Raw genomic sequence first — 15,576 nt, forward strand, 5'->3', positions numbered from 1 at the left:
GGCAGCAGCGTCGATGATGCGCAGGGTGGTCTGACTGAGTCGTTTCGTGCATTAGTGCGGAAGCTGTTTTAACACTTGTTTTCGGTTTTGATCGGGGCTTGCTGCTTTGCGCCTAGATCAACCATAACATCCATAAGGTGTCGTACCGCCTCGTCACGACTGATGGTGCCAATTAGCAGATTTTCGTCTATGACGGGAATTTTCTTGATTTTGCGTTTACTGAGGACTGCGAACACTTCGTCTATAGTGGCATTCGATTCTACCGAAATCACGTTTTTCGTTGCAATATCTTTTACCTGCAGCTGCATGAGTGCGCTGCATCGTTCGGCAAATGTTTTAGTATCCTGTATTTCGCGTACTTCGTACGTTGCGTCGACCGTGAGTGCAGTATGCGCGCCCGTGAAGCTAAGCAGGTCGCCGTCGGTTACGAATCCCGTTACGCGCCTTTCAGATCCCAGTACGGGAACACCGTTGATTTTATTGGCAACCAGGAGTTCAACAAGATCGGATACAGGTGCGTTTTCCGAGATAAACAAAGGGTTTCTGTCTATCAGAACCTCAATTGGGGAAGGCGATTTCGAAGCTGCATTTTCGTTGTTTGCTCGAGTTCGCACGAATATGAACGAAAGAGCCAAGCAGACGGCGGCCAAGCCGAAGCCAACCCAGTTCGTCATCTGGAAAGCCGCAATGGACGTTTCGTTCGCCTGGACGGCTCCGCCTGCGAACAGCGAGAGCAGCACCGCCATGACGGCAGACCCCATAGCGCCGATTATTTGCTTGAGGGTGTTGTTTACCGCAGCAGCGTCTTCTACTAGATCATCTACGGCTTCGAGAGACCATGTCGTCAAGACCTGCATCGAAAGGCCAATGCCCACGCCGCGCAGCACTTGGAAGAACATGATAGCCCAAACGGGTGTTTCGAAATCAAAGAATGCCATACCGGCAAGTCCCGCACAAAGAACTGCGCTACTAATCAAGGTCAAACGTCGTACACCCACTTTTTCTGCGAGAACTCCGCCTAACAAGCTGCACACTGCCATCGCAATGGCTGACGGAAGCGAGAGCATGCCGGAAAGTGTTGCAGAATACCCACACATGCTTTGTGCGTAAATGGGAACAACTAACGTGACTCCCAAGTTGACAAAGTTCATAAGAGCGTTGATGAGCGTTCCCATGTTGAAGCGCTGATTTTTGAATACTGTTAAGTTCAAAAAAGGATGTGAAAGCCTATTCTGGCGACGAACAAACAGGACGGCAGTCAACACGCCGATCGCGAGAGGCGCCCATACGAATAGGCTCGTCACGCCAAATGAACTTATATTGGAAAACGAGACGATAATGCCCACGCAGAGTATGGCCGATTGTGCAAGAGAGACGAAATCAAGAGCGCTCTTTTCGCTGTCTGTAAGGTTGCGTGCGACTATGAAAGCCACTACGGTCATAACGCAACTTGCAACAGCCAGCATGGCGAACACGAAACGCCAGCCGTGCGAGTCTATCAGCACGCCGCCTAGCGTTGGCCCTATGGTGGGTGCTACGCAGATAACCAATCCAACAACGCCCATGGCAAGCTGCCAGCGATGTTGCGGGAGCACCTTGAAAATGGCAATTTGGAGGTAAGGGTATAAAACTCCTGTACCGGCTGCTTGCAATACGCGTGCTAATACGAGCATTGCAAAGCTTTGCGCGAAAAAACCCGCTACCGAACCGACGGTAAGCAGTACGAGAGAGCTGAGAAGAACCTGGCGGGTTGTGAACCGATGGGTAATGTAGGCAGTGGGGGGAATCATGACTGCCAAGACGATCGAGTAAGAGGTGGACGCCCATTGCGCCATACCGGAGTCTACGCCAAATTCGTCCATGAAAATAGGCAATCCAGTAGCGAAGATGGTTTGGGCTAAATATCCCACTATGCTTACGCATAGCAAAACCGCCAAAGTGGCCATGAAACGAGGCTGAACTTTTTGATGCATGTAGTGAGCTTCTCCTTTCGGCAGTAATGGCGCCTTCTAGGGCGCCATCAACAAGTCGTAACATTGACATTTGTTAGACTTTATCGGATGCTTTCTCCCGCGTCAAAGCACGCGGTGTCACTAACCTGACAAAGAAAGAAATCCGTCATGTATTCTGGAAAAAATCCATCGGCGCTCAAATCTCAACATGCATTAGCTTGGGCGTTATACGAGCTTATGAAATCTAGACCTTATCAAAAGATCACCATTACGGGGCTTTGCGCGCAAGCTGGAGTATCGCGGCAGACCTTCTACCAGCTTTTTAATGGAAAAGACGAGGTGATACGCATGTTCTTGCGCATCAAGCTAAGGCGTGGGTTCGAGAACATCGACAAGCGTGAAATCGTAGATTTGTCCGATGTCGTTCGCGATCTGCTGCTTCCGTTCGAACGAGATCGCACGTTTCTTTGCATGCTGTATCGTAACGGCCTTGATGCGCTCGTATATGATGAACTTCTGTGTGCTATTTCTCTCGCAACGGAGAAAGTGCAAGGAAAGCACCCTCGACGTACGCGCGGATATGCCGATGCCTTTCTCGCGGGTGGGTTGACGAACCTGCTTCTTGCTTGGGTTGTGGACGACGATCCTCTTTCCGATGGTGCTGTCGCGGACATCATCTCCGACATTCTCCAAGGGCGTTACTATACTGATCCCATTATTTGATAACAACCCGTCATATGAACAAATGCATCGTACGAGTTTCGAGTCTTTCTACGGAGGTCTAAGGTCGTTCGAGACGATGGGAGCCATGATGTCCCCGATGCTGTGTCGTTTGTCGAAGTGTGATAGATTGGCCTTTCCGCGCACGCCATTCGAAAGCGAGGGATCTATGGAGCCGAACGAAGGACAGCACGCTGCTCGTAACGCACGACCCAGGCACTCTATTGGGCGCACGATCGCAAGCGTTCTCTTGTGGGCGCTGACGGCCTGCATCGTCGTCGGCATGGCCTCGCGGTACGCGCCCTCCGTCCTCAGCAACGGGCGGCTCATTCCCGAAGTGGCGGCGTTCGTTCCGTGGTTCGCCATTCCCAGCGCGGCCGTGCTTCTTCTTGCGGCGTTCACCAGGCGAAAAGCGCTCTCGGCATTCACGGCGCTTTGCTTGGCGTGCCAGGTTTTCTGGCACGTGGGGTTCTTCTTGCCCGCTTCGCGCATAGCGCCGAAGGCGGTGGAGCCTGTTCCCGTTCAGACGTCCACCGACGCCGTCATGCGTATTATGACCCTCAACACCAAGAACGGCTTGGCCGATGCCGACCAGATCGTTTCGATCGTCCGCGACCAGCGCGTCGAGGTCCTGGCGCTCCAGGAAGTCAGCGCCTCGCTGATCGAGCGACTCTCTGCGGCCGGCATCGACGAGCTGCTTCCGTACCACGTGTTCGGCGATCCCGGCCCCTACGACAACGGCGGCGTCAACGTCCTCTACGTGCTCGCTCCCATGAGTGACGCGTCTTCGAGCATTCTGCCCATCACGGGGTCTGCCGCCCCCGCCGCCACGGTAACCGCCGGGTCGCATACGGTGCGCCTGGTCAGTACGCATCCCACGTCGCCCAAGTCGGGCACGCGGGGATTCTGGAACGAAAGCCTGCGCAACTTGAGCTCGCTTCGCCAGTACGACGACGAATACCTGATCATGGGCGACTTCAACTCCACATGGGATCATTCGCGCTATCGCAAGATGCTCGGCGACACGCTGGTGGACGCCTCGCAGCAAGCGGGGGAGGGCTTCCACATGACGTACCCGTCCGAGCCGGATTACGCCATGTTCCCGGTGCCTCCCATGATCGAGATCGACCACATCGTCTACTCCAAGAACAGCGGCATGTCCGTTGGCTCCCTGCAGACCGTCAACGTGAGCGGCACCGACCACCTGGCCTTGCTGGGCACCTGGACCGTGTCGTAGCCAAGCGCGCTCGCCTGTCTTTCGGTCGTGGAAGCCCTCGGCGTACCGGAAGCTGGTTTGCCATGGAGGCCGACCCATTCGCGGTACAAAATCACGGGTCTGCGCTGCCGGATCTGCTCATCGCCTGCATTCGTTTTGTGCGCTTGCATCAACGAGCCAGCTCACCGAGATGCAGCGGATTCGACAGTTGTCGAAAGCCCTTGCCTAAGAGCGCAGGCCGGTGATTTTGTACCTAAGCACCGACTTCTCCGTGCTAGACCAGCATTGACACGGCTCGGGTGAAGGCGCAGCGAAAACGCCCCAGTGGCGAACCGCGACGTCGGGCTCGCGGTTGTCGTCATCATGATCGCCAAACCGCCCCTTACTCCTCGTAAGGAGTCAGCACCACCTTCAAACAGCCGTCTTCGTGAGCTTCGAACGCGCGGTACGCCTCAAGCGCCTCGTTCAGCGGGAAGCGCTTCGAGATCAAAAGCCCGGTGTCCAACCGCCCTGCGGCGATCAGGTTCATCACGCGGTCCAGGCAATGCGCGTCCACGCCGCCGGTCTTGAACACCAGGTTCTTGCCGTACATGCGGGGAAGGGGCAGCACCTGGTCCTCCTCGTACAGCGCCATGACCGACACCACGGCGTTGGGCCTGGCCACGCGCCAAGCAAGCTCGAACGTTCCCGATGCGCCGGCGCACTCGATGACAGCGTCCGCGCCGCGCCCTTCGGTCAACGCGCGCACGGCCTGCTCGGGGTCCGTCGCTGCATCGGCGGGGTCGATCGCCGCATCCGCCAGCCCGCGCTCCATGGCCAGCGCCCTGCGTTCGGCATCCACTTCCAGCGCGATCACCTGCGCCGCGCCGTACAATCGCGCGCACATCATGGCGCACAGCCCCACTGGTCCGGCGCCTATGACCGCCACCGTGTCGCCCGGCTCGATCTCGGCTATCTCGGCTCCGAAATAGCCCGTGGCCAAAATGTCTCCCAGAAACAGCGCGTCTTCGTCGGTCACGTTGTCGGGGATGGGCGTGCAGCCGTTGTCCGCGAACGGAACGCGCACGTACTCGGCCTGGCAGCCATCGATGCGGCATCCCAGCTCCCAGCCGCCTCGTTCGCAATTGTTCATGTAGCCGCGCTTGCAGAAGAAGCACTCTCCGCAAAACGTCTCCACGTTCACGGCCACGCGGTCTCCGGGCTTCACGCGCGCAACGTTCGCGCCCACCGATTCCACTACGCCCACGAATTCGTGCCCCAGCACGGTGCCGGGCACGGCCCGCGGTACCGCATGGTGGAGTATGTGCAGGTCGCTCGTGCAAATGCTCGATCGCGTAACGCGCACCACGGCATCGGTGGCCGCCTCTACGCGCGGTCGGGGCCGATCGGCCAGCTGTAGTCTCTCGCCGTCCCAAACGACGGCTTTCATAGTTTTCGCGGGGCGGGGAAGAGGTTGGTTCGTCATACGTGCTCCTTCGGGGCGGCGGTTTGAAAACAGCGGGGTCAGATCGAAAGCGACAGCCCGTCGGTGGCGGGCTTCACGCGACCGTCGTACTGCTCGAGGTAGTTCTCCAGCTCTTCAAGCGTGACGGGCTCGTCGTAGTGCATGGCCAAATGCGTGAGGTACAGCGTCTTGGCGCCAAGCCCCAACCCCTCTTCGATGCACTCCTGCACGCTGTGGTGGTCGTCGGGCGACCAGTTTCGCTTCCAGAACGTGGCGTCCATGGCCATGATGTCCACACCTCTCACGCGCTCGGCCGTTTCAGGGGGCAGCTTGCCGGTGTCCGACGCGTAGAGCAGGCGGGTCTCCTCGGTTTCGATAAGGTATCCGTACGTGCCGGGCGCGTGCGTCACCGGCAGGGCCGTGTAGCGCGCGCCGTCCAGCTCGATGCGCTGGTGGGGCTGAATCTCGCGCATGTCCAGGCAGCCCGTCATGTAGTGGAACTCCCGGCCGATGCCTTCGAGCGTCGCGGCGCTGCCGTACGTGGGCAGCGCCGCCTTGCGCACAAGCTGCACAAGGTACTCCAGCTCTCCCAGGCCGCCCATGTGGTCGAAGTGCGCGTGCGTGAACAGCAGTTCGTCCACGGTGCGCACGTCCTCTCGGATGAGTTGATGGCGCACGTCGGGCGGCGTGTCGATGAGCACGGTCCTGCCTGGCGAGCCGTCGGCGTTCGCGCCCCGCACCATGACGCCGCAATCGCCGCGCCGCGCGCGCGGGTTCCGACGAGCCTCGTTGCAGGCGGGGCAGTCGCAGAAGAAGGCCGGTATGCCGCACCCGGCGGCGGTGCCCATGAACGTGAACGTATGCGTCCCTTTTTCCATCGCTGCTCCTTGATTGTTTGTCGTGCCCACTGCTTCATGATATCGCTTTTGCGGCGGGCTTTCCTCGGGTCCCGCGACGAGCCGTACCCGATATGGGCGGACTCATTGCATCGTTATCCTCTTTTTTGGATCGTCGGGGGCGCAAAAATCCATTATCGGGGTAGCACATGCTTTTATGCATGGTTATAATCAATTAGCAGATCTAATCTACTACTTGTTGGCATCGAGCAACTAAAGAAGACGAGAAGCACGATGCCGATTGGCGGTTGAAGAAGACGAGCTGCTGCTGCGCCGGTTCGATCCAGGGGAGCCGTGCCATGTCCCCGGGAGCGCGCGGAATGCCCAGGCGAGCGGTCGGCGCGGAAATCGAGGTCCGATCAACTAATACTAGCGGGCTTACTCGCTGGAGGAATTTAGAGCTTCCGGGGTGATGTGGATGGAACGGGCGTTTTATACACTGGCGTGGATGATCCGCGCGAGCGAGAGCGTTCATGCCAAGCGGAGCTCCCGCGCATAATCATGCGAACGGTACGACAGGGTTAAACGGTGAGGAAAACGGACGAGAAGAAGAGGGGAAGGTAGATGACGGAGATTTCCAAGACGTCGAGCGGTCTCAAGGGCCTTGTGTGCCCGGATACCGAATCGACCGAGGTGGACATCCATCAAGAGGGTGTCACCATGGTCAAGTCGCTCTGCTATTTCTGCCATGCCAACTGCGGCGTGCTCGCTTACGTCAAAGACGGCGACGTAATCAAGATCGAGGGCGATCCCGATTACTCGAACCAAGGCGGATTGTGCTGTCGCGGCACCAGCGCGTTGCTGCACGTCAACCACCCCGCCCGCATCAACCATGCGTTGAAGCGCGTGGGCGGCAAGGGCGAGGGCAACTGGGAGAAGATCCCGTACGACCAGGCCATCCAAGAAGTTGCCGATCGGCTGAACCAGATAAAGAAGGAAAGCGGCGCCGAAGCGGTAGCTTCCGCGGGCGGCACCACGCGCACCGACGACTGGGCGCGTCGCCGCTTCCTGAATCAGTTCGGCACGCCGAACGGGTTCCACAACGCGCTGCTGTGCTGGATCCCCACGTTCATGGCCGAAACCTGCGTGGCGGGTTGGTCGCCGTTCGAAACCGACCTCATGGGCGCGAAGTGCCTCATCCTCTGGGGCATGAACCCAGGTGCCTCCACGCTAGGCGGCATGAACGGCTACACGGACCTACAGAAAGCCGGCTTGAAGATCGTGGTCGTGGATCCTCGGTATTCCGAAACGGCCTCCAAAGCCGACCTGTGGCTGCCGCTGCGTCCCGGCTCCGATGCGGCGCTCGCGCTTGCCATGCTCCACACCATCATCTACGAGGGCCTTGTCGACTACGATTTCGTGGGCGAGTGGTGCGACGGCTTCGACGAGCTTCAAGAGCACGTCGCCGAGTACACGCCGGAATGGGCCGCCCCCATCACCTGGCTCGAGCCTGACAAGATTCGCGAGGCCGCGCGCCTGTACGCCATGAACACGCCGGGCTGCATCCAGTGGGGCTGCACGTGGGACCAGATCGGTCGCGCTTCCACCACCGGCAGCCACGCTATCGCCCTTATACGTGCGATCTGCGGAAACCTGGACGTTCCCGGCGGCGACGGCATGCCCGGCCCCGCTTTGAACTACCTTACCGACGAGGAGATGGAGCTTAACGAGTGCCTGCCCGAAGAGCAGAAGGGCAAGCAGATCGGCTCCAACAAGTTCAAGCTCACCTCGTGGCCCGGTTACCAGCTTATCTCCGATAACGCGAAGCGCACGTGGGGCAAGACGCTGCCCACCGAGTGGTTCTGCGAGGCGCACGGCCCCAGCGTTTTCAAGGCCATCATCACGGGCGACCCGTACCAGGTGCGCGCGCTCATCGTGAACGCCAGCAACCCCGTCAACTCGTACGGCGACGCCAAGATGACGCTCGAAGCGCTGAAGAAATGCGAGTTCCTGGTCACCGTGGACTACTGGATGACCCCCACGGCGCTGCTGTCCGACTACGTGTTCCCGGCGGCGGGCGCGCTCGAGCGGCCCACCATCGTCACCCATTACGGCGCAACCGACTCGATCATGGGCGGGAAGCGCGCCATGCAGCCCAAGTACGACCGCCACACCGACATGACGTTCTGGCGCAAGCTGGGACTTGCGTGCGGCCAGGATCCCGCCAACTGGCCTTGGGAGACCGAGGAAGAAGCCTACTTCCACATTCTCCAGCCTTTGGGCCTGCCCGGCGTGGAATGCTACGACGATTTCGTCGACTACTATCGCATGTACTATCCGCCGCTGCATCAGAACAAGTTCAAGACCAACGGCGGCTTCTGGACGCCTTCGGGCAAGGTCGAGTGCAACTCGTCCATCCTGCGCGAGCTTGGCTACGCGGGCATGCCCACCTACATCGGCTGTATCGAAAACGAGATCGACACCCCGGAGATCGCTGCGGAATACCCTATCGTGCTCACCACGGGCGGCGGCTTCATGCCGTACCACCATTCGGAGCACTTCCAGATGCAGGGCATTCGCTACCTGTATCCCGATCCGTACTTCTCCATCAACCCGGAACTGGCTGCGAAGCTCAACATCGAGTACGGGGAATGGTGCTGGATAGAAACGCGTCGCGGCCGCATCAAGATGCGCGCCAACGTGGAGGCGGAAGTCCATCCGAACGTGGTGTTCGCGCCGCGCGGCTGGTGGTTCCCCGAGCGCGACGGCTCCGCCGATCTGAACAACCCCTTCGGGTGCCTTGAGTCGAACGTCAACGTGCTGACCTCGGTCGATGACGAGCACTGCGATCCGATGGGCGGATCGTGGGCGAACCGCGGCCTGATGTGCAAGGTGTACAAGTGCGGCGATTTCGACAAGGAGTACAAGCCGGAGGATACCCAGTTCTCCATCCCCGGATCTTCGGTTAAGCCGGGCGTCACGGTCATGCCAAGCGACCAGAAGCTTGCACGCGAGCCTATTCCGTTCGAGAAGCCGCAGCCTCCCGAGGACGTTCCCGAGGGATACGAATGGGTGTGGCAGAACAACGCCCTGTACCAGAAGGACACGCATTTCCGTCTTGACGAATCGGGTTGGCTCGTCAACCCCCGCACGAAGGCGTACCACGACGCGTACACCGGCTGGCGCTACGACGCGGCGGGCGAGTGCCTTGTGGACGACGCGACCGGCAAGCTGTACACGATGGATCGCGAGGAAATCGTGGTCGTGGCGGGCGTCCGTTGCTATCCCGGTGCGGCGGCTGCCCCGTTCGAGGTTCCCGAGAACTTGACCTGGAACGCGGAGGCGGGCTGCGCCGTCCTTGGCGACCTTCCGTACGTCTACGATCCGAACAGCGGCTGGTTGCTGGATCCTGAAAGCGGCGCGTTCCACGATGCGTACTACGGGTGGCTCTACGACGCGGCCACGGGAAATCTGATCGACGAGGCGACGGGCAAGCGCTACGACATGTCGTATGCCCCCGTCGAAGACTAGTTGCCGAGCGGGAAGAAAGGATAGATACATGACTCGTTACGTTATGGTCATCGACCAACGTCGTTGCATCGGTTGCCATTCCTGCACGGTTGCTTGTCGTACGTGGAACAAGCTTCCGCTTGACATCATTTACAACCCGGTGGTTACCGAGGGCGCGCAGGGCACCTGGCCCAACGTCCATAAGAGCTGGCAGCCGCTGCTGTGCATGCACTGCGAGAACCCCGAGTGCGTTCCCTGCTGCCCGTCGGGCGCAAGCCAGCAAGACGAAGACGGAACCGTGTGGGTCGACCCCAAAAAGTGCCTGTCGTGCAAGGTGTGCGTGAACGCCTGCCCCTACGGCATGCGTGACGCCTCGCACCTGGAGGATCGCATGCACCGCTTCGTACGCAAGTGCACGTTCTGCCGCGACAAGCGCCAGCTCGATCCCTCCGCGCAGCCGTACTGCGTGCTGACCTGCCATCAGAAGGCCCGCATTTTCGGCGATCTCGATGATCCGAACAGCGAAGTTTCCAAGCTTATCGGATCGGTGAAGACCGAGCGTCTCTTCGAAGAGCTGGGCACCGAGCCTCAGATCTACTATATTCCTGATTTGGGAGGTAAGGCATAATGAAGCATCATTACTGGGAGCCCCCCATCGCCCTCTACCTGTTCCTGGGCGGCTTGGCTGGCGGCGTTTTGTTCCTGGCTGCTATCTTCAACAGCTTCGTGGTTCCGGGTCATGCGGAAGTGTTCGCGCTTCCGGTGCTCGTGGCCCTGGGCTGCGTGGCCCTGGGCTGCGTGTTCCTGATCGTCGACCTTGGCCAGCCGGGCGTGTTCTGGAGGGTGTGGACAACGTCGAAGTCCATCATCAAATGGGGCGCGACGTTCCTGGTCATCGCCTCGGTGTTCGCGCTGGTGTTCTTCCTCGCCTTCGTCGGCGACGCGCTGCCCGTGCTCGCCGGCCTGTCCGATCTTCTGAAGCCCGCCGCCGACTTCTCCTTGCTGGTTGCCGGGTTCTTCGGGCTGTGCATCATGATGTACACGGGCATCATGCTGTCCACGCTGAAAGCCCATGCGTTTTGGGCGACCCCGGCGCTTCCCGTGCTGTTCACCATTTCGGCCATCTCGACGGGCTGCGCCGCCATCGTCTTGTCCATCGGCGGTTGGCCTGCGGCTTTTTCGCTGGAGTCGTTCGTCGTGTCCGAAGTTGTGCTGGAAATCCTGCACGTGGCCGACATCGTGCTGGTCATTGCCGAGCTCATCGTGCTGCTGACCATGATCCTGTCGTTCGCGGGTGCCGGCAACGTGACCGCAAAGGCGGCGGCTCGTCGGTGGGTGCGCGGATCGTATGCGGGCCTGTTCTGGGTTGGCATGGTGGGTCTGGGCCTGGTGGTGCCGCTGCTTATGTACCTGGGCGGCGGCCATTCGCCGGCTGCTCAGGTTGTGGCTCCCATCCTGGTGCTGTGCGGCGGCTGCCTGCTGCGCTTCATGGTGGTCAACACCGACGATCGTGCCGAGATTCCGGGCGAGAACCGCTACTACAATCGCGTTGCCAAAAAGGACGCGGAGTTCATTTCCAAGTGGACGTACGGCGATAACCAATTCTAAATTCGCCCGCGCCGGGCTGCGGGCTTCCAAGGATGCCTGCAGCCCGGATGCGCGGTTTTGACCGGAGGGGATAGACGATGGAGAGGACGGGGGAGGGTTGCATGAGCGAGTACGTGTTTGAAGACGCCCTGGCGCGAAGCATTGTTTCGTGTGGGTTCCCGCAACTTGAGATCGCGGTTGAGCGCGTCCCGGGCGATCCGCGCCCGTGCTCTTCGGTGTTCTTCCCCGGTTGTTCGCTGATCAACTACGGATTGCCGCTGGTCAACGCCATGTACGACACTCTTTCGGATGCGGGTTGCGTCGACGGCGTCTCGCTTTTGTGCTGCGGGAAGATACTGTCGTACGAACCCGACGGAGACGCCGTGCGCGCTTCGTTCGAAGAGCAGCTGCGCGCAAGTTTGCGTTCCTCCGAAGTCGAGCGCATCGTGGCTGCCTGCCCCAATTGCGTGCAGGCCCTGCGCGCCGCGCTTGCGGCCGACGAGCGTACGGCCGGCATCCAGGTTGTCGCGCTGCCTGCGGTGCTGGCCGATCTGGGCTACCGTATCGACGAAGGCGTTGCTCGGCGCCTGCTGGCGCAAGAGACGGGAGTCGCGGCTTCCGAGGTGCGCGCGAGCGTGCACGACTCGTGCCCTGATCGGGATACCGGGGAATTCGCCGATGGCGTGCGCGCGCTCATGCCCGCCGACCTTGTGGTTGAGCTGGCTCATATTCGCAAGCGCTCGTACTGCTGCGGGTCGTTGCTGCGGGCGGTTGGGAAGTTCGATCGCGCCGACGACGCCGCGCGCCGTCATGGCCAGGAAGCTCGTGCGGCCGGATCGAGCGCGTTCGTGGTGGCGTGCATGAGCTGCGCGCTGCAGTTGGAAACGTTTGCGGCGCCGATCTCGGCGTTTCACTACCTGGAGCTTTTGTACGATTGGCGCATCGATTGGAGTCGAGCCGATTCGTACATGAAACTCCGGTTTCTTTTCGACGACGCTCTTGATGCCGTGGAGGGCGCATCGAGTTCGCGGGCGTTCGCGTCTCTCGGTGCGCCCGAGGCTGCTTGCGCCGTCGGCGCTGGCCAGCGCGTCGAAACGAGTCCGGAGGTGATCTCGTGACCACGGAAATCAAGCCTACGAACTGCCATTACTGCGGATACTGCTGTGCGCTTCTCGCCACGGTCGAGGACGGGCGCGTGGTGAAGATCGACCCCGATCCTGCGCGCTATCCCTACGATGCTCGCGTTCTTGCGGGATGTCGCCGCTGGCGCATGAACCTGGACGCCCTCGACGGCGCCGATCGGGTGAACTACCCGTTGCGGCGCGCAGGGTCGCGCGGCAGCGGGAAGTGGGAGCGCGTGAGCTGGGACGATGCGCTCGACGATATTGCGGCGCGGTTGCAGGAGCTTGCTGCCGAGCACGGCCCGGAAACGCTTGCCAGCGCCATCGGCGGCCCGCACGCTTCGTTTTGGCCGCTGCATCGTTTCATGAACCTGTTCGGAAGCCCGAACAACATGGGCATCGGGCAGATCTGCTGGAACCCACGCATCTGGATGGACGCTCTGACGTTCGGGTGGACGGTGGAGGCCGACATTGTTCCGGGTGTTACGGAATGCCTGTTTCTTTGGGGCACGAATCCGGCGGAATCCGACAACTCGGCATTCTGGCGCTCCGTGCTGCGGTTCGCGAAGTCCGACGCGCCGCTGGTGGTCGTCGATCCGCGGCGCACGCAAGCCGCAGCCGTCGCCGATCTGTGGCTGCCCGTTCGCCCGGGAACCGATTGCACGCTGGCCTTGGGCTTGCTGCAGGTGATCATTGCCGAGAACCTGGTCGATCGCGCGTTCGTGGACGCTTGGTGCTTCGGCTACGACGAGTTGGCCGCATGCGTACGGCACTACACGCCCGAATACGTGGCCAGCGTGTGCGATGTGCCGGCTGACGACATCGTGCGCGCCGCGCGTCTGTTCGCGCAGGCCGGAGCCGCCGCCCTCGTTTCGGGCCGCGGCATCGACCAGGCGGGCGCGAACGTCGCGCCGACGCACCGCGCGATCTGCTGCTTGCGCGCCGTCACGGGCAATGTGGACAAGCCGGGATCCTGCGTTCTTGCCGACGCCCCCGACTTCGTTTCCGAGATGGAGCTCGAGATGACCGACGCTCTGAAGCCGGAGCATCGCGCGCGCTGCTTGAACACGCCGCACACCCCGCTTCAGTGCTTCGACGGCTACGATCTGGTTCGCCCTCTTACGGAGCGGTTGGGACGCACGCTTCCGGAGCGCTACCTGACCTCGGCGCATCCGCATCTGGTGCTGCGCGCCATGGAGGTCGGCGACCCGTACCCGGTGCGCGCTCTTATCGTGAACGCCACGAACCCGCTTCTGACGTACGCCGACACGCATCGCGTCTTCGAGGCGTTCATGGGGCTGGACTTGCTGGTGGTTCTGGACTACTACATGACGCCCACCGCGAGCATCGCCGACTACGTGCTGCCGATTGCCGGCGCCATCGAGCGGCCCGTGCTGCAGGTGCACGGCGGCGTGGCGAACATGGGCTACGGCGGTCCCGCCGCGGTGCCTCCCTACTACGAACGACGGTGCGACTACGACGTGTTTCGGGAGTTGGGCTTGCGCTTGGGGCAAAAGGACGCGTGGCCCGAAGAGACGCTGGCCGACGCCTTCGCGGCGCAGCTTGCGCGCGCGGGCGTGGACTGGGATACGTTCTGCGATCTGGGCACGTACTGGCAGCAGCCCGCGTACGCCAAGCACGAGCTGCTCGGCCCCGATGGTCGTCCTCAGGGCTTCGCAACCACGACGGGCAAGGTGGAGCTGGCGAGCGAGCTGTTGCCGCGGCTGGGCGGCCCCCGCTTGCCTACGCCGGCCAGGCCGATCACCTTGTGCTCGCAGGAACTGCTCGACGACGCCCGGGCGAAGGGGGCGGCGCATGTGGCGATGATAACCGGCTCGCGCAAGCAGCCCTACAACGCGTCGATGTACTTCAACAACGCATCGTTCAGGAAGAAGTCGCCGTACCCGGTGGCCGAGATGAGCGAGGCTACGGCCGAGCGCCTGAGGCTGGCTCCGGGCGATTGCGTGGAGGTTGCCACCGACAACGGCTCTGCTTGCTTCGTGCTGGCCGTCGCGCGCATGCGCGACGATCTTGTGAACGTCGACTACGGCTGGTGGCATCCCGAATGGGAGCCGGGCGCTCCTGCGTTCGGGGGCATCTGGGAGTCGAACGTGAACTGCCTCACATCGTGCAAGCCGGAAGAGCCGATGATCGGCACATGGTGCTACAACGCCGTCGACTGCGTAGTGCGAAAGGTCGACAGAGTTCTAAGCTGGGAGCGGCCGACGGGGGAAAGCGTCGGCAAGTCCGATTGATCGGACGGTCGTGAACAGCTGATCTATAACGAAAAGAAACACGACGAGAAGGAGAATGTCCCCATGGCGGAGAAGAAGCAAGCATTGCTGTTGTTCAGCAAGCCTCCGGTGCCGGGTATGGTAAAGACGCGCTTGACCACCGAGCGAGGCGGGTTTCTCACCCCCGAGCAGGCTGCCGAGTTCTTCAAGCGCAGCCTGTACGACGTGAGCGAGCTTTCGATGCACGCGCTCATCGAGATGCAGCTTGAAAACGACGCTGCCGTCGAGGCCGACCCGAGCGTCGACAAGATCACCTACGACTTCTTCGTGTCCACGACGCCGGCGTCGAACGTGGAGCTTATGAAGGAGACGTACGACGCCATCGGTCCGTGGCCGATGGAGGTGCATTACCTCACGGACAAGGGCGCGACGTTCGACGACCATTTCGACGACGCGTTTCGCCAGCTTTTCGATCTGGGCTACGAGCACGTGGTGTCCGTGGGCGGCGACATTCCCACCTTGCCCAAATCCCACGTGATCCAGTCGTTCCAATGGCTCGACTATTTCCAGGCGCTCGGCAAGCCCGGTTTCGTGCAGGCGCCGTGCCAGGAGTGCGGAACGTCGCTGGTGGGGTACAGCCACAACACGCCCGTGAACCATCAAAGCGTCTATTACAACACCGACGGGGTTCCGGCACTTGACGGCTACATGGCCAAGCTTCAGGACCGTGACGTGCCCTGCGCCTATTTGTCCCCCGTGTCCGACATCGACGAATCGACCGACCTTGCGCACGCCATCTCGTGCATACGCGCCATCAAGCAGTCGGCCGCGTACCAGCCCGGCTTGTTCGTGCCGCAGCGCGTGCTCGACTGGGTCGACTTCATGGGCATCCGGGTTGCCACGCCTCCGAATGACGAGCACGATCCCCGTCAGTACATCGACGAGTAAGAAGACCT

Annotated in this window: 11 protein-coding genes; 8 read left to right on the forward strand and 3 right to left on the reverse strand. The window is 61.0% G+C overall.

The genetic code is table 11. The annotated features are described in order from the left end of the window. Window positions 1-68: 68 nt before the first annotated feature. Window positions 69-1,973 carry a DHA2 family efflux MFS transporter permease subunit gene (locus LQE90_RS04015; protein WP_216528971.1) on the reverse strand — a complete coding sequence of 635 codons (1,905 nt, stop codon included), beginning with the start codon at window positions 1,971-1,973 and terminating at the stop codon, window positions 69-71. A gap of 147 nt (window positions 1,974-2,120) precedes the next feature. Here LQE90_RS04015 and LQE90_RS04020 point away from each other — a divergent pair, with 147 nt between their 5' ends. Further along, window positions 2,121-2,675 (forward strand): TetR/AcrR family transcriptional regulator, encoded by a 555-nt coding sequence (locus LQE90_RS04020; RefSeq protein ID WP_114567037.1) that lies wholly within the window; start codon window positions 2,121-2,123, stop codon window positions 2,673-2,675. Between the two features lie 166 nt (window positions 2,676-2,841). Then, a complete protein-coding gene (locus tag LQE90_RS04025) occupies window positions 2,842-3,909 on the forward strand; it encodes an endonuclease/exonuclease/phosphatase family protein (protein WP_216528970.1) in 1,068 nt (355 codons plus the stop codon). A 361-nt stretch (window positions 3,910-4,270) separates the two neighbouring features. Here LQE90_RS04025 and LQE90_RS04030 read toward each other — a convergent pair whose 3' ends face one another. Beyond that, window positions 4,271-5,353, reverse strand: coding sequence for an alcohol dehydrogenase (locus LQE90_RS04030; RefSeq protein WP_231088196.1), 1,083 nt, complete (start codon window positions 5,351-5,353; stop codon window positions 4,271-4,273). A 38-nt stretch (window positions 5,354-5,391) separates the two neighbouring features. Next, on the reverse strand, window positions 5,392-6,210 hold the full coding sequence (locus LQE90_RS04035; RefSeq protein WP_216528969.1) for an MBL fold metallo-hydrolase: 819 nt from the start codon (window positions 6,208-6,210) through the stop codon (window positions 5,392-5,394). A 582-nt stretch (window positions 6,211-6,792) separates the two neighbouring features. Here LQE90_RS04035 and LQE90_RS04040 point away from each other — a divergent pair. From LQE90_RS04040 to LQE90_RS04065, 6 genes are all read left to right on the forward strand, one after another. Beyond that, entirely contained in the window at window positions 6,793-9,699 is a 2,907-nt protein-coding gene (locus LQE90_RS04040) for a molybdopterin-dependent oxidoreductase (protein ID WP_114567034.1), read from the forward strand. A gap of 28 nt (window positions 9,700-9,727) precedes the next feature. After that, the gene (locus LQE90_RS04045) at window positions 9,728-10,306 is read left to right on the forward strand and encodes a 4Fe-4S dicluster domain-containing protein (protein ID WP_225748744.1); all 579 of its coding nucleotides are present in this window, start codon (window positions 9,728-9,730) and stop codon (window positions 10,304-10,306) included. Next, window positions 10,306-11,286 (forward strand): NrfD/PsrC family molybdoenzyme membrane anchor subunit, encoded by a 981-nt coding sequence (nrfD, locus tag LQE90_RS04050; RefSeq protein ID WP_216528968.1) that lies wholly within the window; start codon window positions 10,306-10,308, stop codon window positions 11,284-11,286. The genes LQE90_RS04045 and nrfD overlap by 1 nt, the downstream gene beginning before the upstream one ends. 101 nt (window positions 11,287-11,387) lie before the next feature. Then, window positions 11,388-12,383 carry a heterodisulfide reductase-related iron-sulfur binding cluster gene (locus tag LQE90_RS04055; protein ID WP_216528967.1) on the forward strand — a complete coding sequence of 332 codons (996 nt, stop codon included), beginning with the start codon at window positions 11,388-11,390 and terminating at the stop codon, window positions 12,381-12,383. Continuing rightward, complete coding sequence (locus LQE90_RS04060; RefSeq protein ID WP_216528966.1) at window positions 12,380-14,641, forward strand: molybdopterin-containing oxidoreductase family protein; 2,262 nt, start codon at window positions 12,380-12,382, stop codon at window positions 14,639-14,641. The genes LQE90_RS04055 and LQE90_RS04060 overlap by 4 nt, the downstream gene beginning before the upstream one ends. A gap of 63 nt (window positions 14,642-14,704) precedes the next feature. After that, window positions 14,705-15,568, forward strand: a complete 864-nt coding sequence (locus LQE90_RS04065; RefSeq protein WP_114567029.1) for a TIGR04282 family arsenosugar biosynthesis glycosyltransferase — start codon at window positions 14,705-14,707, stop codon at window positions 15,566-15,568. Window positions 15,569-15,576: the final 8 nt, after the last annotated feature.

The sequence above is a fragment of the Paraeggerthella hominis genome (assembly GCF_021044775.1).
GTDB lineage: Bacteria > Actinomycetota > Coriobacteriia > Coriobacteriales > Eggerthellaceae > Paraeggerthella > Paraeggerthella hominis.

What these genes read in the sequence shown, in the direction of transcription:
- LQE90_RS04030 (WP_231088196.1), bottom strand. Translation starts at nt 5,353, where the DNA reads ATGACGAACCAACCTCTTCCCCGCCCCGCGAAAACTATGAAAGCCGTC.
- LQE90_RS04015 (WP_216528971.1), bottom strand. Translation starts at nt 1,973, where the DNA reads ATGCATCAAAAAGTTCAGCCTCGTTTCATGGCCACTTTGGCGGTTTTG.
- LQE90_RS04045 (WP_225748744.1), top strand. Translation starts at nt 9,728, where the DNA reads ATGACTCGTTACGTTATGGTCATCGACCAACGTCGTTGCATCGGTTGC.
- LQE90_RS04035 (WP_216528969.1), bottom strand. Translation starts at nt 6,210, where the DNA reads ATGGAAAAAGGGACGCATACGTTCACGTTCATGGGCACCGCCGCCGGG.
- LQE90_RS04020 (WP_114567037.1), top strand. Translation starts at nt 2,121, where the DNA reads ATGTATTCTGGAAAAAATCCATCGGCGCTCAAATCTCAACATGCATTA.
- LQE90_RS04055 (WP_216528967.1), top strand. Translation starts at nt 11,388, where the DNA reads ATGAGCGAGTACGTGTTTGAAGACGCCCTGGCGCGAAGCATTGTTTCG.
- LQE90_RS04025 (WP_216528970.1), top strand. Translation starts at nt 2,842, where the DNA reads ATGGAGCCGAACGAAGGACAGCACGCTGCTCGTAACGCACGACCCAGG.
- nrfD (WP_216528968.1), top strand. Translation starts at nt 10,306, where the DNA reads ATGAAGCATCATTACTGGGAGCCCCCCATCGCCCTCTACCTGTTCCTG.
- LQE90_RS04065 (WP_114567029.1), top strand. Translation starts at nt 14,705, where the DNA reads ATGGCGGAGAAGAAGCAAGCATTGCTGTTGTTCAGCAAGCCTCCGGTG.
- LQE90_RS04040 (WP_114567034.1), top strand. Translation starts at nt 6,793, where the DNA reads ATGACGGAGATTTCCAAGACGTCGAGCGGTCTCAAGGGCCTTGTGTGC.